This window comes from Eubacterium sp. 1001713B170207_170306_E7 (assembly GCF_015547515.1).
Taxonomy (GTDB): domain Bacteria; phylum Bacillota; class Clostridia; order Eubacteriales; family Eubacteriaceae; genus Eubacterium.
The window spans coordinates 1-18,786 of record NZ_JADMVE010000003.1 but is presented as its reverse complement, the minus strand read 5'-3'; the positions used below and the strand labels follow the sequence as shown (position 1 = coordinate 18,786).

The window sequence follows — 18,786 nt, the reverse complement described above, 5'->3', positions numbered from 1 at the left end:
TTTATGATTAATCTTCTTTAATCTCGCTGCATTCGCGCACTTTTTCAATATTTTTTATGATTATACGGTTTCTTCCGGTTTCCAGGGCGCCCTCCTCCCGCAGTTTTTTCAGATAGCGGGCTGTATTGGACCGGGTGATGCCTATGTGGGAGGAAATATCCTCCTGGGTACAGAACAGAATCTCCCCTGGAGTTTCCTCGTAGGTGCGGAGCAGGAAACGGCTGAGCACCTGCATACCAGACAGGTAGATCCGGTCGGACAGCTCGCCCAGAATCTGGTTGAGCATGCGGTTATAGCACCGGTACATGGCCCGGTTAAAGCTGGCGCTGCCGTTGACGCAGCGGTCCATGACTTCTGGCGCCAGGGTCAGCAGTACCGTGTCGGTATCGGCCACAAAGCTGGTGGCCATTTCAAAGACTGAAGCGCTTGGGCAGTACAGTGGAAAAAGCGCGCCCTTGCCGTAATAGGTGAGCACCGTGCGGACATTGCCCGTCTCATGAAAATAAAAGGAGCGGACCGCCCCCTCCAAAACGTAAAAATAACGGTCGAACACGTCGCCGGCGCCGTTGAGCACCTCGCCCTTTTTGCGCCGGATGATTCCATGCTCCTCCCCTATCAGAAAATCCTCAAACTCCGAAAAATCATCATTGATAAAATCTGGTTTATCCATGAGCCCCTCCCTCTCTGCGTTGCAGTGTTTATTTTATTATAGCAGAAAGAAAGCGGAATGGATACGGGGAGATATGGGGAGATACGGGGTGCGAGGCTCTGCCTTTCATCCAGACAAAGAAAAGTATCCAGGCGCTGACGAATACGATCTGGAATCGCGGTAATTGACCGGAACAGCCGGTCACCCGTGAGATAACAGGCCCCAGCTTGATCCAAGTCCAAATGATGTAGCCGCAGGACGACTTTTCTTTACTTAGGTGAAAGGCGCGGCCTCGCAGCTCGCCACAACAAAAAAGACGAAGCGCCCAAAAAGCACTCCATCTTTTTTCTCTCTTTTTACTGCTTCCGCTTCCACTTCTCGTACAAATCGGGACGCCGGGCTTTTGTCTTTTCGACGGCCTGCTCGTGGCGCCAGTCGGCGATGGCTTTGTGGTTGCCGGAGAGCAGCACCGGGGGCACCTCGCGGCCCTCAAACATCGGCGGCCTTGTGTACTGGGGGTATTCCAGCAGACCGTTCTCAAAGGATTCCTCGCTCAGGCTCTCGTTGTTGCCCAGAAAGCCGGGCAGGTGCCTGGCGATGCAGTCGGCCATGGTGAGGGCCGGCAGCTCGCCGCCGGTGAGCACATAGTCCCCGATGGAGTACTCGTCGGTGACATAGGCCTGGATAAACCGCTCGTCAATGCCTTCGTAGTGGCCGCAGATAAAGATCAGCCCCTCCGCCTCTGACAGGGCCTCGCCCTCCTGCTGGGTGAAGATCCTGCCACCCGGACTCAGGTGGATGACCGGATAATGGGCGCTGCCCTCGATGCTTTTAAGGGCCGCGGCGATGGGCGGGGCGGCCATGACCATGCCCGCGCCGCCGCCGTAGGGGTAATCATCCACTTTTTTGTGCTTGTTGCCCGAGTAATCCCGGATATCGATGACCGCGTAGTCCACCACGCCGCTGTCCACAGCCCGCTTCATCATGCTGTCTCCGAAGTACTGGTGAATGAGCCCCGGAAACAGGGTCAGGAAATAGTATTTCATAGGTTCATCAGTTCCTCTGGAATGTCGGCGGTGATGCGCCCTGCCTCTAAATCCACTTTCAGGAAATAGATTTTGCGCGCCGGGACGTAGACCAGCTTTTCCGGGGTTTTGATCTCGATATTATCCACACTGCCGGCGGTCTGGATCACGTCCTTTATAACACCGATGGGCGCGCCGTCCGGGTCTGAGACTTCCAGGCCAATCATATCCTCGATAAAATATTCGTCCTCCTCCAGGGCCACTGCGTCCTCACGGTCTACAGCAACAGTGCGGCCAATGAGCTTTTCGCTCTGGTTGCGGTCACTCACGCCTTTCAGGGTCAGGAGCACGTTGCCCTTGTGCAGGCGCACCAGCTCCACCTCGCAGCACTCTTGCTTCTGCCCGTCCTGCACATAGACGGTGTCCAGCCCGTAAAACCGGCCGGGATCATCGGTCAGCGGGTAGACCTTGAGCTCGCCGCGGATGCCGTGGGCGCCAAGGATTTTACCGATCACCATGGTTTCTTTTTTCATCATTTCCTCCAAATTAAAATACGCTATCGGGGGCAAAAGTCCCGTTTTTTCACACGAGCGTGAAACACAGGCCCTTTTGGCCCTTGGTATCAAAAAAGGGACCGTTCACTTTTGAACAATCCCGTTTTTCTCTATTGAACAATTTCCAGTACAACGCGTTTATCGTCTTTTGTAGCCGCTGCTTTGAGAACCGTACGGATTGCCTTGGCAATGCGGCCCTGCTTGCCGATCACCTTACCCATGTCCTCGTCGGCGACTTTGAGCTCCAGAACAATGCTCTGTTCCTTGTCAATTTCGTTGACGACAACTGCGTCCGGATGATCGACCAGCGCTTTAGCAATGATTTCTACAAGCTTTTTCATTACCACTCTCCTGGACTATCCAATGATATTTTCTTTTTTCAGTAATGCCTGAACGGTGTCCGTCGGCTTTGCGCCGTTGGCTAACCAGCCTTTGATGGCTTCTGCGTCCAGCTTTAACTCTGCGGGTTCTACGCATGGATTGTAGTAACCTACTTCTTCGATGAATTTACCATCTCTTGGTGCGCGGATGTCCGCAACAACGACTCTATAGAAAGGTTTTTTCTTTTTACCCATTCTTTTTAATCTGATTTTAACTGCCATTTTATTTCCCCCTTTCTGTGAAATTGCTAAATTAATTTATCTAAAAGCTTACATAAACGGTAGCTTGAACCGTCCTTTTTTGGCCTTGCCCTGCATGGCACCCATCTGCTTCATCATCTTTTTAGTCTGCTCAAAGCCTTTGAGCATCCGGTTGACGTCGGAGACGGTGGTGCCGCTGCCCAGCGCGATGCGCTTTCTGCGGCTGCCGTTAATGATTCCGGGCTTCAGCCTTTCCTCGGGCGTCATAGAGCGGATAATGGCCTCGGTCTGTTTGGTCTGTCCCTCGGCAGCGTCCATGTTCATGCTCTTCAGCATTTTTTTGTTGACGCCTGGCACCATTTCCATCAGCTCGCTCATGGAGCCCATGTTCTGAAGCTGCTGCATCTGGTCTAAGAAATCGTTGAGGTCAAATTCCTGCGTCCTCAGCTTTTCCTCGAGCGCCCTGGCCTTTTCCTCGTCGATCATGTTCTGTGCCTTGTCGATCAGTGACAGGACATCGCCCATGCCCAGAATACGGTTGGCCATGCGGTCGGGGTAGAAAAGCTCGATATCGGTCAGCTTTTCGCCGGTCCCGATGTATTTGATGGTCTTTCCGGTGGTGTAGGTGACGGACAGTGCCGCCCCGCCCCGGGTGTCCCCGTCAAGTTTGGTCAGTACAACGCCGGTTATTTCCAGCTGTTTGTTAAATTCATCGGCCACGTTCACGGATTCCTGACCGGTCATGCCGTCGACCACCAGCAAAATCTCGGTTGGTTCGAGCAGCGCCTTGAGGTCGACCAGCTCGTTCATCAGGGTTTCGTCGATCTGGAGGCGCCCGGCGGTATCGATGATCACCAGGTCGTAACCCTCAGCCTCGGCAAATTCCAGGGCCTTTTTGGCAATGACTCTGGGGTCCTTCTCGTCCTTGTTCAGGTAAACGGGAATGTCCAGCTCCTTGCCCAGAATTTCTAACTGGTCGATGGCCGCGGGACGGTAGACGTCACAGGCCACGAGCAGTGGTTTAAGCTTCTTTTCTTTGCGCAGAAGGTTTGCGATTTTGGCCGCGGTGGTGGTTTTACCCGCCCCCTGGAGCCCGACCATCATAAAGATGTTGATGCCCTGGTCCACAAATGCCATTTTCTGGAGCTCACCGCCCAGCAGCTTGGTCATCTCGTCGTTGACGATTTTGATGAACTGCTGTCCCGGGGTCAGCGATTTTAAGACCTCCTCGCCTATGGCGCGCTCGCTCACAGCTTTTGTGAACTGCTTGACGACCTTAAAGTTGACGTCGGCTTCCAAAAGTGCCAGCTTGATTTCGCGGCTGGCGGCCTTGATGTCGGCTTCGCTCAGCTTGCCCTTGCGTTTTAAGTTTGAGAAGATGTTTTGAAATTTTTCATTCAAGCCTTCAAAAATCATGATATCACCTAATAATCTTCGCTAATTCTGTTCATTTTCTCTTTGATGGCTGTCAGCTCGCTACCCAGGGCCGGATGCCCTGTGACCAGCTCGGTCGCGAGGAGCGCTTCCAGCTCGAGGATCACGCCGTCGATGAGCTCCTGGCTTTTTAAAAACCGTTCCACCAGCTTCAGCTTGTCCTCGTAGGCCTGCATCTGCGCTTTCGAACGCTTGACGACATCGTAGACGCCCTGCCTTGTGACATGAACCACATCGCCGATTTCGGCCAGATTATAATCATCGTTATAATAATAATCCATGATCATTTTCTGCTTGTCTGTCAGCAATTCTCCATAGAAATCAAAGAGTAACCGCTCTAATACGTTCTTTTCCATAAGCACCTTCACAGCGCGTAAAGTCTCTTCCCTTTACGCACTTACTTATTTTAAGGTTTTTCAATCCGCTTGTCAAGCTTTTTTCGCCTTTGTCAAGAAAAAAACTTGACAGGGTAAACAGGTGGAAGGTGTAAAGTTGAGGGTGGAAGGTTTTGGAAGGAATTTGCTTTGACAAATTCGATTTAAAATCAAATCCGCATAGCGGATTTGTACCTTAACCTTCCACTTTCCACCTTTAACCTTCCATTTCTTCTTTCTCTCCCCCGCCCTCATACAGCATGCGCACAAATTCGCCGGCGTCAAAATCGATGAGGTCCTCGGGCTTTTCTCCGATGCCCACGTACTCGATGGGCACTTGGAGCGCATCGATGATGGCAATGGCCACACCGCCTTTGGCGGTGCCGTCCATTTTGGTCATGACAATGCCGTCCAGGTGTACGGCATCGTTAAAGGTTTTGGCCTGGTTCAGGGCGTTCTGGCCTGTGGTGGCGTCGAGCACCAGCAGGTTATGCCGGCTGAAATCCGGGCCTTCCCGGTCAACAATGCGGGTGATTTTTTCAAGCTCCTTCATCAGGTTGACTTTGTTGTGCAGGCGCCCGGCGGTGTCGCAGAGCAGGATGTCGGTGCCGCGGGCCCGGGCGGCGCCGATGGCGTCAAAGACCACAGAGGACGGGTCTGCCCCCTGCACACTCTTGATAATGTCCACGCCCACGCGGCCTGCCCACACGTCCAGCTGCTCGGCCGCGGCGGCTCTGAAGGTATCGGCCGCGGCCACCATAACTTTTTTGCCCTGGTCCTTGTATTTCTGAGCCAGCTTGGCGATGGTGGTGGTCTTTCCCACACCGTTGACGCCCACCACCAGCATGATCACAGGTAATTTGGTCTCGTGCTTTTCCACCTCGACCATCTCGGTCATGATCTGCCTGAGCAGGTCCATGACGTCCTGCTTGGCCTTGGTCTTGGTCTCCTTGATCTGCTCACGCAGGGTCTCGGTAATCTTGGTGGCCGTTTCGATGCCCAGGTCGGAAAGGATAAAGGTTTCCTCCAGCTCATCGAAAAAATCATCGTCGAGGTCGCCGTAGTACACGACGTTCTCGACCTTCTGTATAAAGCTATCCTTGGTCTTTTTGAGCTTCTCGCACATCCGCTCATAAAGGGTCAGTTCTGACATGTTACACCTCGTTTTTTTAAAGTTGAAGGTGAAAGGTGAAAAGTGGAAAGTTCAGGTTCAAATTCGTTCTATAACCTTCAACCTTCCACCTTCAACCTTCCACAAAAGCTGTTAAGCGCCCGGCTCGATATAATCCGACAGCCTTACCGCCACCAGCTTGGAGATTCCGTTTTTGGCCATGGAAACGCCGTATATGGCGTCGCAGGCCTCCAGGGTGCTCTTACGGTGGGTGATGATAATAAACTGGTTATCCGCGGCAATATGCTCTAAATAGCTGGTGAACCGGTAGATGTTATGGTCATCCAGAGCGGCGTCGATCTCGTCGATGACGCAGAAGGGCGACGGGTTCAGCTCCAGGAAGGAGAACAGCAGCGCGATGGCGATCATGGATTTCTCGCCCCCTGACAGCAGGGAAATGTGGCGCAGGTTCTTGCCTGGCGGCTGGGCGACCAGCTCGATACCGCTTTCCAGCACGTTCTCGGGGTCGGTATACTCGATGTGGGCCTTGCCGCCCTCGAAGAGGATGCCGAAGATCCGGGTAAATTTTTTCTGGAGCTCGGCGAACTGCTTTGCAAACTGCCGCTCCATGGATTCGTACAGGCTGTCAATAATGCGCTCCAGCTCGCCCTTGGCCTTGGTCAGGTCTTTATACTGGGCGCTCATGAAGCCGTAGCGTTCGTTCAGCTCCAGATATTCCTCAATGGCCCCCACATTCACATTGCCAATGGCGGCCATGCGGCCCTTTAAGCTGCGCTGGTTTTCGGGGCTCAGGTCCAGGTTCTCCCGGCTCAGGGCCTCGTAGATGTCCCCCACCATCACAAAGTTCATGTCATAGCTCTCGAAGATATTCTCTTCCCAGTGGGTCATCTGCATTTCCAGCTTGTTCTTTGCCATCTCGGCGTTGCTTTTGGTCTCATTCTGCAGGATAAGCTGATGGTTCAGGTCTTTGATCTCCTGCTCCAGGGCCTCGCTGATGGCGGTCTGCTCTCTCGTCTCGGCGGAGAAGCTCTCTAAGGCCGCGCGCTTTTCGTTGACGGCTGCCTGCAGCTCCTCGGTCTCGACCTTCAGCACCTCGCAGCGAGTGCGGTGCAGGGCGCTGCTCTCACGGCAGGCCCGGATCTCGCTCTCCACCTTTTTCTCTCGGCTGACGCAGGTCTCGATCTGGCTGTGGATCATGGCCATCTGCTGCTCCAGGGAGCGGATGCCCTCGTTGTCCCGGGCCAGCTTGACCCGCCCCTCGGAGATTTTACGGTTCAGGCCTTCGATGGCCCCGCGGATCACCTCAATGTACCCGGCGCTGCCGGTATCGTCCTGCTCCATTTCCGCCTCCAGGGCAGCCAGCTCGGCCTCCTTCTGGGCGACGGTTTCCCGCAGGCGTTTTTCTTTTTCCAAAGAGCTGCCCGCGTCGTCTTGCAGATTCATAAAAATACGGTCGCTCTCGGCCATACGCTTTTTGGTGGTCTCCAGGTTCTGGCTGATTTTCCAGCGCTCCTGCTCCACGCTGTTTAGGCGCAGCTCGGCCTTTTTGGCGGCCTCTTTCAGGCCCTCATAGGCCTTAAATGCCTCGCGGTAGGCGGCCTTGAGCTTGATTTTCTCGCTGTCCTGCCGTTTCATCTCGGCTTCCAGCTTTTCGATCTCGGCCTTTTTAAACAGAGGCGACTGCTTGCCGCTCTTGTTGTAACCGCCCACGATGGCCCCGCCGGGGTAAAAGATTTCCCCCTCCAGGGTGACCACCGTATATTTGCCAAAGATGGCTTTCTGGATGGCCCGGCCGGCGTTAAAGTCGGCGGCCACCACAATGCGGCCCAGCAGACTCTCGATGACCCGCTTAAATCGGGGGCCGTATGCCACCAGCTCAGAAGCGATGCCCTCAAAGCCCGGGGAGCGGGACAGAATCTCCAGATCCCTTGCCTCTACCCGGCCATAGCGCAGATTGTCCAGCGGCAGGAAAGTCGCCCGGCCTGCCCGCTGCTTTTTTAAAATATTGATGCACTGGTTGGCAGTGGACACGTCCTCCACCACGATGTTCTGGCTCTTGGCCCCCAGCGCCACATCCACAGCCATGGTAAAGCGGTCGGGAATGGATAAAAGCTCCCCGACCGGGCCATAGACCTTGTCGATCATGTCGCCCAGATGCTCCCGGGAATTCATAATGGTCCGGATGCTCGGAAAGTAGTCGCTGTAATTTTTCTGGACGCTCTTGAGATAATCGCGTTGGGACAGGTTTACCTTGTAGTTGTTTTCCAGCACGCTGTGGTCATTTCTCAGGCCCAGGGCTTTTTTCTCAGCCGCCTCGGTCTGGGTTTTAAGGCTCTCGGTCTCCGCGGCCAGGCGGGCGTGGGTGCGCTCGTTCTGCTCGGCCTCCAGCTTAATGTCGGCCAGCAGCTGACTGCTGCGCGCCTGCTCTTCGCTCACACGTTTCAGCTGGTCCTCGTGAAAGCTTTTCCTGGTGGTAAAGCCGGCCAGGCGGGTTTTTAAATCCAACAGCGTATCGTTCAGCACAGCCCGCTGCTGCTCCCGTTCTTCTCTCAGGCTAACGCCTTCGGCCTGCTTCAGCTTCTCGGCTTCCAGCTCGGCCTGATGGCGGCTTTTCTCGTCCACCAGCTTCTGCAGGGCTTCGCTCTCAGCCGCGTAGGCCTGGGCGGCCGCGTCGCGGGAGGCGACCAGCCCGTCATACTCCGCCTGGCAGCGGCTGTGCTCGTCCAGGTGGGCGTTCAGGTCCTGGGTGAGCCGCTCAGCGTTGGCGGACTCGTTCTCACTTTTACCCTGAGTGACCAAAAGCTCACGCTCACACGCGCCGATGCGCTTTTTTAACTGCTCCAGCGCTTCTGACATGGCGTCGGCCTGCTCGGTAATGCCCCGGATATTGCCCCGGGCGGTCTGGAAGGCGCGGTCCTTTTCTTCGGTCTTTTTCTCAATCTCAAAAATCTGAAACCGGATTTCGGCCAGCTGCTTCTCATAGGCGGCCAGTTGCTCTGAGGCGTCCTTCATGTTGTGGTAGAACACCATGAGGTCAACCTTTTTAAGGGCCTCCCGCAGCTCCAGGTATTCCTTGGCCTTTTCGGACTGGGCCTTTAAAGGCTTCAGCTGTTTTTCAATTTCTTCCAGGATGTCCTTCAGCCGTTCCAGGTTATTCTGGGTGTTCGTCAGCTTTTTCTCGGCCTCCTGCTTCTTGGTCTTGTAGTTAACAATGCCGACAGCCTCCTCCACAATGCCGCGGAGCTCCTGGGGACTGGCACCGATAATATTCTCGATCCCGCCCTGGCTGATAAGGGAGTACCCGTTTTTGCCAAGGCCGGTGTCCATAAACAGCTCATGGATGTCCTTGAGCTTACAGTTTTTCTGGTTCATGCGGTATTCGCTCTCACCGGAGCGGAAAAGCCGTCTTGTAATGACAATCTCGTCCAGATTGTCCAGGGTGAAGCCGCTGGTGTTGTCTAAGGTCAAGGTGACCTCTGCGTAGCTGAGGGGTTTCTTTTTCTCAGTTCCGGAGAAGATAACATCCTCCATTTTCTTGCCCCTCAGGGACTTGGTGCTCTGTTCCCCCAGCACCCAGCGGATCGCGTCGGTGATATTGCTCTTGCCGCTGCCGTTGGGGCCTACGATGGCCGATACCCCCTTGGAAAATTCCAGCTCTACGGGCTCCGCAAAGGATTTAAAGCCGGCCAGGGCTAGTTTTTTCAGGTACAACCGCACACCTCCTCTTTTTTGATTTGTTTATTTATTCACTCTTTTTGTCTTTAAACAGATAGTTTTTAGCAGCGTTCTGCTCGGCTTCCTTCTTGCTCTTGCCGGTGCCCTTGCTCACGACCACACCGTTAAAGGAAAGGTCGATGAAAAAGGTCTTGTTGTGCTCCGGCCCCTCAGATTTTTCCAGCACATACTCGATGGCGTTGTCACTGTGCTTCTGGATCTGCTCCTGAAGCTCGGTTTTGTAATCCTTGATGAGGCCGCCGCTCAGGGCCAGCTCGATGTTTTTTTCCAGGGTTCCCAGCACCACTTTTTTGGTGGTGTCATAGTCGCTGTCTAAAAACACCGCGCCCATCACTGCCTCAAAGGCGTTGGCCAGATTGGATTTGCGTTTTCTGCCTCCAGTCACGATTTCTCCCTTGCCGAGGAGCATATAATCGCCCAGGTTCAGGTCAGAGGCGGCCTGGGACAAGGATTCGGCACATACAATATTGGAGCGGATTTTCGTCATCTTTCCCTCGGAAAGCTTGTTGTATTTATATAAATACTCGCTGATAATCAGTTCCAATACTGCATCCCCCAAAAACTCCAGGCGTTCATTGTTCGTGGTCGTTCCTGAATGTGAGCTGTGGGTCAGCGCCACCTTCAGAAGTTCCTTGTCCTTAAATATGTAAGCAATGCGATCTTCAATTCTCTTCATTCTTTTCCACCTCGCTTTTAAAATTAAGAAACCTCTTATACCACCTCTTAAGAGCTTCTTTTCGGTTCTGACAGCTGCTTTTCTAACAGCCAAAATCATAATTTTGGGGCCAAAACAAAAGAAAAGTCCGCAAAGGGACTTTTGATTACTGCAAGGCGTTTACGATATCGCCAACGGTTTTAATGTTTTCAAGCTCCTCATCGGGCATCTTAACGCCGAATTCTTCCTCAAAGGCCATGACCAGCTCGATAACGTCCAGAGAATCCGCTTCCAGATCCTCCATCAGAGAGGATTCCATGGTGATCTTTGCCGGGTCAATCTCCAGCTGTTCCGCGATAATTTCCTGAACTTTTGCAAATTTTTCTTCCATTATTCTTTCTCCTGTTCCTTAACTGCCTTTTCTTCTTGTAGTTTGGCAGTGATTTTGCCCAGAACATCGTTGTCGATAAACTTAATGCTCTGGTTAATGGCGTTTTTGATGGCATAGGCGCCACTGCTGCCGTGGGCCTTGATGATGCCGCCCTTCACGCCCAAAAACGGTGCTCCGCCGGCTTCGTCTGAGTCAAATTGTTTTTTGAACTGCTTCAGGTCGTTCTTGATGAGCGCCCCGCCGATCTTGCCCCTGGCAGAGCCCATGATGGATTTTTTGATCCCTTTCATCAGGTAGCTGGACAGGCCCTCGAGCAGCTTGAGCACAATGTTGCCTGTAAAGCCGTCGCACACCAGTATATCCACATCGGTGGTGGGGATATCCCGGGCTTCAACATTGCCCACAAAATTCAGGTCACTGTTTTTGAGCAGTTGGTAAGTTTCCTTGACCATCATGCTGCCCTTTTCCTCCTCAGACCCAATGTTGACCAGGCCCACCTTAGGATTCTTTTTACCCAAAACGCTCTCAAAATAGACATGTCCCAGCATGGCGAACTGTTCCAGATACTCAGACTTGCAGTCTGCGTTGGCTCCGGTATCAATGAGCAGCACCACGCCGCCGTCCTTTGGCAGGGCAGCCGCCAGCGCGGGACGCTTGATCCCCTTGATCCTTCCCAGTTTAAGAAGCCCGCCGGAAAGCAGCGCACCTGTGCTGCCCGCTGAGATGAGCACACTGTCCGGGTCGCCCTTCATGGCGTTTAGGGCCACCACCAGCGAGGAATCCTCTTTTCGGCGGATCGCCATTGCCGGCTCCTCGTCAAAGCCGATGACGGTTTCTGCGTGAAGCACCTTTATCTTATCCTGTGGATAGGTATATTTTGCCAGCTCCTGCTTTACGATGTCCTCCTTACCCACAAGGGTGAGGGGCACGCCGTACTCCTTAACGGCGTCCACCGCGCCTTTGACAATCTCGACCGGCGCGTTGTCGCCGCCCATTGCATCGACGAATATATTCACGTTAACACCTTCCTAAAATAACTCCGTATAGAGAAAAAACAGAGTCGGAACTCTGTTTAGTCTTCAATCATTACATTTACATCTTTATAAGTTCCGCAGGATTTGCATACGCGGTGTGGTAATTTGATTTCACCACATTTTGGGCATACGCTCATACCAGGGATATTCAGTTTGTAATGTGTTCTTCTCTTGTCTCTTCTAGATTTAGAAATTTTACTCTTTGGTACTGCCATCTTTTACACCTCCTATGTTTAAGTCACATCTTACAGTAGCTTTTTAAGGGCTTCCATCCTCGGATCAATATCCGATTCATCCCCGCAACTGCATTGTTCTTGATTTAAGTTTGCTCCACAACTTGGACATAACCCCTTACAGTCTTCGTCACACAAAACCTTAAACGGCTCGTTGATAAAGAGACACTCCTCAACATAGGGCACCATATCAATGGTCTCCGTACCCGGGTCCGTTTCGATCGTGTCCTCAAATTCAAAGACACTGCTAACGGGGGTGGGTGTAAGACAGCGGGCGCAGGGGTAAACAATCACTCCGGTCAAGGTAAACTTCATCAAAAACTCAGTAGCTCCGAGCTTTTTGATGCTGCCCTTTACCAAAGCGCCGTTTTCATCCAGCTTGCCCTCATAATCGTCCCCATATCCTTTGAGATCATCCTGAAACAGACGAAATTCATAATTCAGGGTTTCATCATTTAATAATTTTAAAACATTAATAATCATTTCATAACTCCAAATGGGCAATCCTCATTATATATAGGATTGCCCATTTTGTCAAGTAAAAATCTTTACAAACGGGCCACAAATTTCAAAGGCCGACAAAAGCTTAAAAATAAGGGATTTCTATGCCTCTGGACACTAAGATGGCGTGCCCATATGACACGCCATCTCTGTGTGATTGTTTTTCTTATGATTAACCGACTAATTCGACGGTATCGCGGGCGATCATTAATTCTTCGTTGGTCGGGATCACCATGACCTTGGTTCTGGAGTCCGGGGTAGAGATCACAAGCGCTTCGCCGCGTTTGCTGTTCTTTTCTTCGTCCAGCTGGATGCCCAGGTATTTTAAGCCGCTGCAGATCGCTGCGCGGTCCTTGGCAGAGTTTTCACCCAGGCCGGCAGTGAAGATAATGCCGTCAACGCCGTCCATGGCAGCGACATAAGCGCCGATGGTGGTTTTGACACGGTAGATAAAGATATCCAGCGCCAGCTTCGCGCGTTCATTGCCCGCTTCAGCCGCCGCTTCAACATCACGGAAGTCCGAGCTTACGCCGGAAACGCCCAGCACGCCGGATTCCTTGTTCATCATGGTGTTTACCTGATCCACGGTATATCCCTTGTCACATAAGAAAGGAATGATGGCCGGGTCAATATCGCCGCAGCGGGTACCCATTTCAAGGCCTGCCAGCGGGGTTAAGCCCATGGAAGTGTCAATACATTTGCCATAGCGGATCGCAGCGACACTCGCGCCGTTTCCTAAGTGACAGGAAATTAATTTTAAGTTGCCGATGTTTTCACCCAGCAGCTCAGCAGCCGTCAGGCTCACAAAACGGTGAGAGGTGCCGTGGAAGCCGTATTTACGGATTCTGTATTTTTCGTACATTTCATACGGCAACGGGTAGATATAAGCTTCTGCCGGCATGGTCTGGTGGAAAGCCGTATCAAACACGCCGACCATCGGTACGCCCGGCAGCAGTTCTTCGCAGGCACGAATCCCGATTAAGTTGGCAGGATTGTGAAGCGGCGCCAGCTCAGAGCAGTCTTCCATTTTCTTAATCACTTCATCATTGATCACAACAGAGCTCGCAAAAGTTTCAGCCCCGTGAACGGTTCTGTGGCCGACAGCATCAATTTCCTTAAGGTCTTTGATCACGCCATGGTCAGCGTCAACCAGGGCCGCCATAATAATATCCAAAGCTTCCTTGTGTGTTTCCATTGGCTGTTCAAACTTAACCTTATCTTTACCAGCCGGCTGGTGCACCACAACAGAGCCATCAATACCGATTCTCTCAGCTAAACCTTTTGCCAACACTGTTTCAGTGTCCATATCCAGCAACTGATATTTCAGTGATGAGCTACCGCAGTTAATAACAAGTACATTCATTTTTAAATTTTTTCTCCTTTTATTGTCTTTTTCAGATAAACAATTTATAATTGAACTACACTAGTATATAATAACAGTAACAAACCAATAATGCCATTATTTTTTTGTTTTTTTGGGCTAAATTATTGCTCAGTTGGAGGAAACCATGCAAACCCAGGCCATCATCTGCGAATACAACCCCTTTCACAACGGCCACGCCTACCAGATACAGGCAGGAAAAAAGGCAGCCGGCAGCACCCATACCCTGGCGCTCATGAGCGGGAGCGTGGTCCAGCGGGGCACCTTTGCCGTAGCCGATAAATGGCTGCGCGCCCGCACCGCCCTGCTGTCCGGGGCCGATCTGGTCTGCGAGCTTCCCTTCTGTTACGCCGCCCAGAGCGCCGAGTACTTTGCCGCCGGCGCCGTCAAAATCCTAAACGCCACCGGCGTGTGCGACACCCTCTGTTTTGGCTCCGAGGCCGGCGACCTCGAGGCCCTGAGCGATGTGGCCCAGAGCCTCGCCTTTGAGACGTCCGCCTTCAGAGACGCTCTCAAGGCCGCCCTCGGCCAGGGCCTGGCCTTTCCAAAGGCTCGCGAGCTTGCTTTTAAAGCTACCAAAGGCGAAAAATCCGCATCTTATCTGCGGGAGCCCAACAATATTCTGGGTATAGAATATCTCAAAGCCCTGCTCCGCACCCACAGCACCATCCGGCCCGTCACCATAAAGCGGCAGGGAAATGCCTACCACGACACCGACGCCCAGAGCCGCTTTGCCAGCGCCACCGCCATCCGGCAGCTGCTGGCCGCGCCGGGCGTCAGCGCCCCGGCCCTGGCGCCCCTGCTGCCCTACGATCCCAGCCTGCTCTTAAGCTATATACAAAAAGCCCGCGTCCCCTGGGAGGAAAGCTACGCCAAGGCCCTGCTCAGCCAGATCCACTCCCAGGACCTCAGCCGTTTCAGAACCCTGCCCTACATGGAAAAAGGCCTTGAATTCAAGCTTAAAAAAGCCCTGGAGGCAGACAGCCGTTACAACAGCATTGTGGATACCCTCACCTCAAAACGCGCGCCCAAAAGCCGGATACGGCGTATTTTAATGGATCTGTCCATGGGTTTTGAGTCCGCCGATCTCAGCCGCTTCGCAGACCCCGGCTTTGTGCCCTGCCTCCGGGTTCTGGGCTTTAACGAAAAAGGCCGGGCGCTGCTAAAGGCCATCCGCGAGCAGGACGGCCTGCCCGTTATCACCAACACCCGTGCCAATATCACAAGGTTGAGCCCCGACCAGCGCGCCTGTTTCGATTTCGACGCCCGCGCCACCGACCTGTTCAGCCTGTTCTGTGAAAAGCAGTACCATTACCACCGCGACTACACCCAAAACCCTGTCATCATCGCCGAAAAGGAGGCCTTATGAATCTGAACTTTAACATGATCCCCAACGCGGAAGCCACCCTGCCCCCCAATCCCACCATCTATCCGCCCTGCGGCCCTGTGACCGGCGTTTTCCGGAAAAACGTCACCAGCTACAAGGGCATTCCCTTTGCCAAACCTCCGGTGGGTCCCCTGCGGTTCCGGCCGCCAGAGCCCGCCCCAGCCTGGATCAGCCCGCGCGAATGCTTTGAATTCAGCGATAAATGCCTCCAGTTTGGCGGCATTCTGGCCGACCTGCCGCCCATGTACAGCGCCATCGGAAAAAGCGAGGACTGCCTGTACCTCAACGTCTGGACACCCGCTACCAAGCCCGGGGAAAAGCTCCCCGTCTATGTCTACGTCCACGGCGGCGGCTTTGCCACCGGCTCCGGCTCCGAGCTCATGTTCGACGGCACCAATATGGCCGGGCGGGGCGTGGTGGTCGTCACCTTTAACTACCGCCTCGGCGCCTTCGGCTTTTTAGCCCTCGGGGCCATGGCCGAAGAATCCGGCAGCATCGGCAACCTCGGCCTCCTCGACCAGATCCAGGCTCTGAAGTGGGTGCGGGAAAACATCGAAGCCTTCGGCGGCGATCCCGAAAACATCACCCTGGGCGGCGAGTCCGCCGGCGCCTTCAGCGTGACCGGCCTGCTGCTCAGCCCGCTGGCCAGGGGCCTGTTCCACCGGGCCATCGTCGAGAGCGGCTCCATCCTGTCCATCGGAGCCTTCTGCACCCGGGCCAAGGGCAACCTCGCAAAATCCATTGCCATGGGAAAAGACTTTGCCCAGATCTTCGGCGCAGACGACAGCCCAGAGGGGCTTGAAAAACTCCGGGAAGCCCCGGCCGAGGCCATGGCCTACCTGTCCATGATCAAGGCCGACCGCGCCCTGCCCCTACGTTTTTCCTTCTGGCCCGTATTCGACGGCGTCATCCTGCCAAAGGATCCCATACAGGCCCTGAAAAACGGCGACTACAACGCCGTCGATCTGCTCATCGGCTACAACACTAACGAGGCCACCCTGTTCTTCAAGAGCAACAACAACTTTGGCTCCTACCAGATGATGATCTATGATCTCTTCGGCGCCGACAACGCCCCCGCTGTGTTTGAGCGCTTCCCCATCGAGGACGAGCGCAAAGCCGAACGCCAGCTCGAAGCCATTTTTACCCATACCGGCTTTATCCTGGGCATGCGCATCATCGCCGACTACTTTGCCGACGCCGGGCGCAGCGTGTTTTTCTATAACTTTAACTATGATCCGACAATCCTTAAAATCGTCGGGCTCGACACCGCCCACTCCCTGGAGCTGCCCTTTGTGTTCGGCAACGCCATCGGAAAAATGCGGATCAGCAAAATCAGCATCCTGTCCGACCAGATGCAGACCCACTGGACTAATTTTATGAAAACCGGCAACCCAAACACTGGCGGCGAGTACAAAAATATGATGTTCTGGCCCTTCTACAACACCAGAACCCGGCAGCTCATGGTTTTTGACAAGGAGCTTTCCAACAAGACCATGCCCGATGCCGATACCCTCGATTTTTTACAGAATTTACTCTATGGTAAAAAACCCTACTATTTATAAAGGAGATAATCATGCAGAAAGAAAATTTACAAAAGCTGGCTAAACTGGCTGTCCGCATTGGCGTCAACATTCAAAAAGACCAGAACCTGGTCGTCAATTCCCCCATCGAGTGCAGCGCGTTCGCCAGAGCCCTGGCCGAAGAAGCCTACAAGGCCGGCGCCAGAGACGTCAGCATCAATTACAGCGACGAAAAATTCAGCAAAATCCGCTATACCCACGCCGACCTCGACGTGTTTAAAGAAGTGCCCGACTGGTTCGTGGCCAAGCAGAACGCCGTGGTCGAAAAAGGCTCAGCCATGATCTCTGTCTACGCCGACGACCCCGACCTCCTGAAGGACGTCGACCCCGAAAAGATCAAAACCGCCTCAGCCGCCATTCAGAGCGCCACCGAAGCCTACCACATGGCTATGATGAACAACGAATGCCGCTGGTGTGTCGTCTCTGTACCCACAGTCGGCTGGGCCACCAAGGTATTCCCCGGCGTCGAGCCCGAAACCGCTGTCGATATGCTCTGGGATTCCATCTTCAAGGCCACACGGGCAGACCAGGACGACCCCATTGCCGCCTGGCACCAGTTCAACAAAAGCTTTGAGGATAAAACCCGTTTCCTCAACAACAGCCAGTTCGTCAAATTCATCTATAAAAACAGCCTGGGCACCGACATTGAGGTCGGCATGCCCGAAAACCATATCTGGGCCGGCGGCAGTGAAAAAGCCGCAGACGGCGTCGAATTCTTCCCCAATATCCCCACCGAGGAAGTGTTCTCCGCCCCGCATAAGGACAAGGTCAACGGCACACTGGTCAGCTCCCATCCCCTCGTCTACAATGGCCAGCTCATCGACAATTTCTCACTGACCTTTAAAGACGGCAAGGTCGTAAGCTACCAGGCCGAAACCGGCGAAGAAGCCCTCAAAAACCTCGTCGAAGCCAGCGAAGGCTCCAATTACCTGGGTGAGATCTCCTTCGTTCCCTACCACTCCCCCATTTCCAATATGGATATCCTGTTTTACAATACCCTGTTCGACGAAAATGCCTCCTGCCACTTTGCCCTTGGCGCCGCCTATCCCACCTGTGTCAAAGACGGCTCCAGCATGAGCGTGGACGAGCTTAAAAAGGCTGGTCTCAACTATTCCACCACCCACGTTGATTTCATGGTCGGCACCGAAGACCTGAGCATTACCGGTATCCAGGCCGACGGCACCGAAGTGCCCATCTTTGTGAACGGCGACTGGGCCATCTAGCCCAAGCTATCAAAAAAGAACCTTTGGCAGATCCAGCCAAAGGTTCTTTTTTGATGGAATAAGACGACATGCCAAAACGACACACCATGCTGTGCACTCAGCTCCGGCCCAATTTTTCACCAACTCCTCGTGAGATGACGTGCCAAAACAGCGCGCCATATCCCCCTCTCAGCATTCAAGCCGCCTGTCTTGTTTCTCTAAAAAATAAAAAAAGCAACTGTTTTCACAGCTGCTATATCTTCTAAAATGGTGACCCATGGGCGACTTGAACGCCCGACACCCTGATTAAAAGTCAGATGCTCTACCAACTGAGCTAATGGGTCACATAAATTGGTAATATAAAAAATGGCGACCTGGAAGAGACTCGAACTCTCGACCTCCAGCGTGACAGGCTGGCATTCTAACCAACTGAACTACCAGGCCGCATGGTGTTAAAAATAGGAACTTTAAAACTAAAAATGGTGACCCCTGGGGGATTCGAACCCCCGTAACCGCCGTGAAAGGGCGGTGTCTTAACCGCTTGACCAAGGGGCCAAATTGCTTTGGCTTAAAAAGACGGATATGGAAAGTCTTTGCTTCTCCATATCCGTTTGTCTTCAAATGGCTCCCCAGGTAGGATTCGAACCTACAGCCTATCGGTTAACAGCCGAGTGCTCCACCGTTGAGCTACTGAGGATTATTTAAGACCCCGCGATGTCCTATCCTCCCAGGCAGTTGCCCACCAAGTACTTTCAGCGCTGAAGGACTTTACTTCTGTGTTCGGTATGTTAACAGGTGTTTCCCCTTCGCCATCATCACGAGATCAATCTCACTTTGTTATTCGGTTGTTTGATGCTCATTTTGGTCATTCAAAACAACATAAAGATTGGGAGTATTTTCAAAATGTCTTAATGGGATCAAGACCTCGGCCGATTAGT

18 protein-coding genes, 4 tRNA genes and 1 rRNA gene are annotated in these 18,786 nt (G+C 53.2%); 3 read left to right on the top strand and 20 right to left on the bottom strand.

Annotation, left to right across the window (positions count from 1 at the left end):
* Positions 1-7: 7 nt before the first annotated feature.
* The 15 genes from I2B62_RS08095 to I2B62_RS08025 all read right to left on the bottom strand — a co-directional run bounded on the left by I2B62_RS08095 (position 8) and on the right by I2B62_RS08025 (position 13,661).
* Complete coding sequence (locus I2B62_RS08095; protein WP_195268472.1) at positions 8-670, bottom strand: Crp/Fnr family transcriptional regulator; 663 nt, start codon at positions 668-670, stop codon at positions 8-10.
* Between the two features lie 335 nt (positions 671-1,005).
* Positions 1,006-1,695 carry a tRNA (guanosine(37)-N1)-methyltransferase TrmD gene (gene trmD / locus I2B62_RS08090; RefSeq protein ID WP_195268471.1) on the bottom strand — a complete coding sequence of 230 codons (690 nt, stop codon included), beginning with the start codon at positions 1,693-1,695 and terminating at the stop codon, positions 1,006-1,008.
* Complete coding sequence (gene rimM / locus I2B62_RS08085; protein ID WP_195268470.1) at positions 1,692-2,210, bottom strand: ribosome maturation factor RimM; 519 nt, start codon at positions 2,208-2,210, stop codon at positions 1,692-1,694. Before rimM ends, trmD begins: the two co-directional genes overlap by 4 nt.
* Positions 2,211-2,338: 128 nt before the next feature.
* Positions 2,339-2,569 carry a KH domain-containing protein gene (locus I2B62_RS08080; RefSeq protein WP_013381181.1) on the bottom strand — a complete coding sequence of 77 codons (231 nt, stop codon included), beginning with the start codon at positions 2,567-2,569 and terminating at the stop codon, positions 2,339-2,341.
* Between the two features lie 15 nt (positions 2,570-2,584).
* A complete protein-coding gene (rpsP, locus tag I2B62_RS08075; RefSeq protein WP_058695241.1) occupies positions 2,585-2,830 on the bottom strand; it encodes a 30S ribosomal protein S16 in 246 nt (81 codons plus the stop codon).
* 48 nt (positions 2,831-2,878) lie between these two features.
* On the bottom strand, positions 2,879-4,225 hold the full coding sequence (ffh, locus tag I2B62_RS08070) for a signal recognition particle protein (RefSeq protein WP_195268469.1): 1,347 nt from the start codon (positions 4,223-4,225) through the stop codon (positions 2,879-2,881).
* An 8-nt stretch (positions 4,226-4,233) separates the two neighbouring features.
* A complete protein-coding gene (gene ylxM, locus I2B62_RS08065; RefSeq protein ID WP_074618623.1) occupies positions 4,234-4,599 on the bottom strand; it encodes a YlxM family DNA-binding protein in 366 nt (121 codons plus the stop codon).
* 235 nt (positions 4,600-4,834) lie between these two features.
* A complete protein-coding gene (ftsY, locus tag I2B62_RS08060; protein WP_207735973.1) occupies positions 4,835-5,770 on the bottom strand; it encodes a signal recognition particle-docking protein FtsY in 936 nt (311 codons plus the stop codon).
* Positions 5,771-5,881: 111 nt separating this feature from the next.
* Positions 5,882-9,460 carry a chromosome segregation protein SMC gene (smc, locus tag I2B62_RS08055; protein WP_195268468.1) on the bottom strand — a complete coding sequence of 1,193 codons (3,579 nt, stop codon included), beginning with the start codon at positions 9,458-9,460 and terminating at the stop codon, positions 5,882-5,884.
* 31 nt (positions 9,461-9,491) lie between these two features.
* A complete protein-coding gene (rnc, locus tag I2B62_RS08050; protein WP_195268467.1) occupies positions 9,492-10,160 on the bottom strand; it encodes a ribonuclease III in 669 nt (222 codons plus the stop codon).
* A 145-nt stretch (positions 10,161-10,305) separates the two neighbouring features.
* A complete protein-coding gene (gene acpP, locus I2B62_RS08045; RefSeq protein WP_195268466.1) occupies positions 10,306-10,530 on the bottom strand; it encodes an acyl carrier protein in 225 nt (74 codons plus the stop codon).
* Positions 10,530-11,546: a phosphate acyltransferase PlsX gene (gene plsX / locus I2B62_RS08040; protein ID WP_195268465.1), complete on the bottom strand. Its 1,017-nt coding sequence runs from the start codon at positions 11,544-11,546 to the stop codon at positions 10,530-10,532. The genes acpP and plsX overlap by 1 nt, the downstream gene beginning before the upstream one ends.
* A 56-nt stretch (positions 11,547-11,602) precedes the next feature.
* A complete protein-coding gene (gene rpmF, locus I2B62_RS08035) occupies positions 11,603-11,779 on the bottom strand; it encodes a 50S ribosomal protein L32 (protein WP_013381192.1) in 177 nt (58 codons plus the stop codon).
* 30 nt (positions 11,780-11,809) lie between these two features.
* Entirely contained in the window at positions 11,810-12,280 is a 471-nt protein-coding gene (locus tag I2B62_RS08030; RefSeq protein WP_074618482.1) for a DUF177 domain-containing protein, read from the bottom strand.
* Positions 12,281-12,470: 190 nt separating this feature from the next.
* On the bottom strand, positions 12,471-13,661 hold the full coding sequence (locus tag I2B62_RS08025; RefSeq protein ID WP_058695250.1) for an acetate kinase: 1,191 nt from the start codon (positions 13,659-13,661) through the stop codon (positions 12,471-12,473).
* 145 nt (positions 13,662-13,806) lie between these two features.
* On the opposite strand from I2B62_RS08025, the gene I2B62_RS08020 reads away from it, so the two are divergent.
* Genes I2B62_RS08020 through I2B62_RS08010 form a run of 3 tightly spaced genes read left to right on the top strand, consistent with a single transcriptional unit; the run spans position 13,807 to position 17,869 of the window.
* Positions 13,807-15,048 (top strand): nucleotidyltransferase family protein, encoded by a 1,242-nt coding sequence (locus tag I2B62_RS08020; protein WP_195268464.1) that lies wholly within the window; start codon positions 13,807-13,809, stop codon positions 15,046-15,048.
* Positions 15,045-16,628 (top strand): carboxylesterase family protein, encoded by a 1,584-nt coding sequence (locus I2B62_RS08015; RefSeq protein WP_195268463.1) that lies wholly within the window; start codon positions 15,045-15,047, stop codon positions 16,626-16,628. Before I2B62_RS08020 ends, I2B62_RS08015 begins: the two co-directional genes overlap by 4 nt.
* A gap of 11 nt (positions 16,629-16,639) precedes the next feature.
* Positions 16,640-17,869, top strand: coding sequence for an aminopeptidase (locus I2B62_RS08010; protein WP_195268462.1), 1,230 nt, complete (start codon positions 16,640-16,642; stop codon positions 17,867-17,869).
* Positions 17,870-18,116: 247 nt separating this feature from the next.
* On the opposite strand, the gene I2B62_RS08005 is transcribed toward I2B62_RS08010, so the two are convergent.
* From I2B62_RS08005 to rrf, 5 genes are all read right to left on the bottom strand, one after another.
* A tRNA-Lys gene (locus I2B62_RS08005) sits at positions 18,117-18,192 on the bottom strand.
* Between the two features lie 23 nt (positions 18,193-18,215).
* Positions 18,216-18,292: transfer RNA gene (locus I2B62_RS08000), tRNA-Asp, on the bottom strand.
* A gap of 36 nt (positions 18,293-18,328) precedes the next feature.
* Positions 18,329-18,403, bottom strand: a tRNA-Glu gene (locus tag I2B62_RS07995).
* Positions 18,404-18,470: 67 nt separating this feature from the next.
* Positions 18,471-18,545, bottom strand: a tRNA-Asn gene (locus I2B62_RS07990).
* 9 nt (positions 18,546-18,554) lie between these two features.
* Positions 18,555-18,671 (bottom strand): 5S ribosomal RNA (gene rrf / locus I2B62_RS07985).
* Between the last annotated feature and the right edge of the window lie 115 nt (positions 18,672-18,786).

Bases quoted from the DNA above. Each gene is read 5' to 3' on its own strand.
- ftsY (WP_207735973.1), bottom strand. From the start codon at position 5,770: ATGTCAGAACTGACCCTTTATGAGCGGATGTGCGAGAAGCTCAAAAAG.
- rimM (WP_195268470.1), bottom strand. From the start codon at position 2,210: ATGATGAAAAAAGAAACCATGGTGATCGGTAAAATCCTTGGCGCCCAC.
- rpmF (WP_013381192.1), bottom strand. From the start codon at position 11,779: ATGGCAGTACCAAAGAGTAAAATTTCTAAATCTAGAAGAGACAAGAGA.
- acpP (WP_195268466.1), bottom strand. From the start codon at position 10,530: ATGGAAGAAAAATTTGCAAAAGTTCAGGAAATTATCGCGGAACAGCTG.
- ylxM (WP_074618623.1), bottom strand. From the start codon at position 4,599: ATGGAAAAGAACGTATTAGAGCGGTTACTCTTTGATTTCTATGGAGAA.
- rpsP (WP_058695241.1), bottom strand. From the start codon at position 2,830: ATGGCAGTTAAAATCAGATTAAAAAGAATGGGTAAAAAGAAAAAACCT.
- I2B62_RS08020 (WP_195268464.1), top strand. From the start codon at position 13,807: ATGCAAACCCAGGCCATCATCTGCGAATACAACCCCTTTCACAACGGC.
- ffh (WP_195268469.1), bottom strand. From the start codon at position 4,225: ATGATTTTTGAAGGCTTGAATGAAAAATTTCAAAACATCTTCTCAAAC.
- I2B62_RS08095 (WP_195268472.1), bottom strand. From the start codon at position 670: ATGGATAAACCAGATTTTATCAATGATGATTTTTCGGAGTTTGAGGAT.
- I2B62_RS08025 (WP_058695250.1), bottom strand. From the start codon at position 13,661: ATGAATGTACTTGTTATTAACTGCGGTAGCTCATCACTGAAATATCAG.
- trmD (WP_195268471.1), bottom strand. From the start codon at position 1,695: ATGAAATACTATTTCCTGACCCTGTTTCCGGGGCTCATTCACCAGTAC.
- I2B62_RS08010 (WP_195268462.1), top strand. From the start codon at position 16,640: ATGCAGAAAGAAAATTTACAAAAGCTGGCTAAACTGGCTGTCCGCATT.
- I2B62_RS08015 (WP_195268463.1), top strand. From the start codon at position 15,045: ATGAATCTGAACTTTAACATGATCCCCAACGCGGAAGCCACCCTGCCC.
- I2B62_RS08080 (WP_013381181.1), bottom strand. From the start codon at position 2,569: ATGAAAAAGCTTGTAGAAATCATTGCTAAAGCGCTGGTCGATCATCCG.
- rnc (WP_195268467.1), bottom strand. From the start codon at position 10,160: ATGAAGAGAATTGAAGATCGCATTGCTTACATATTTAAGGACAAGGAA.
- I2B62_RS08030 (WP_074618482.1), bottom strand. From the start codon at position 12,280: ATGATTATTAATGTTTTAAAATTATTAAATGATGAAACCCTGAATTAT.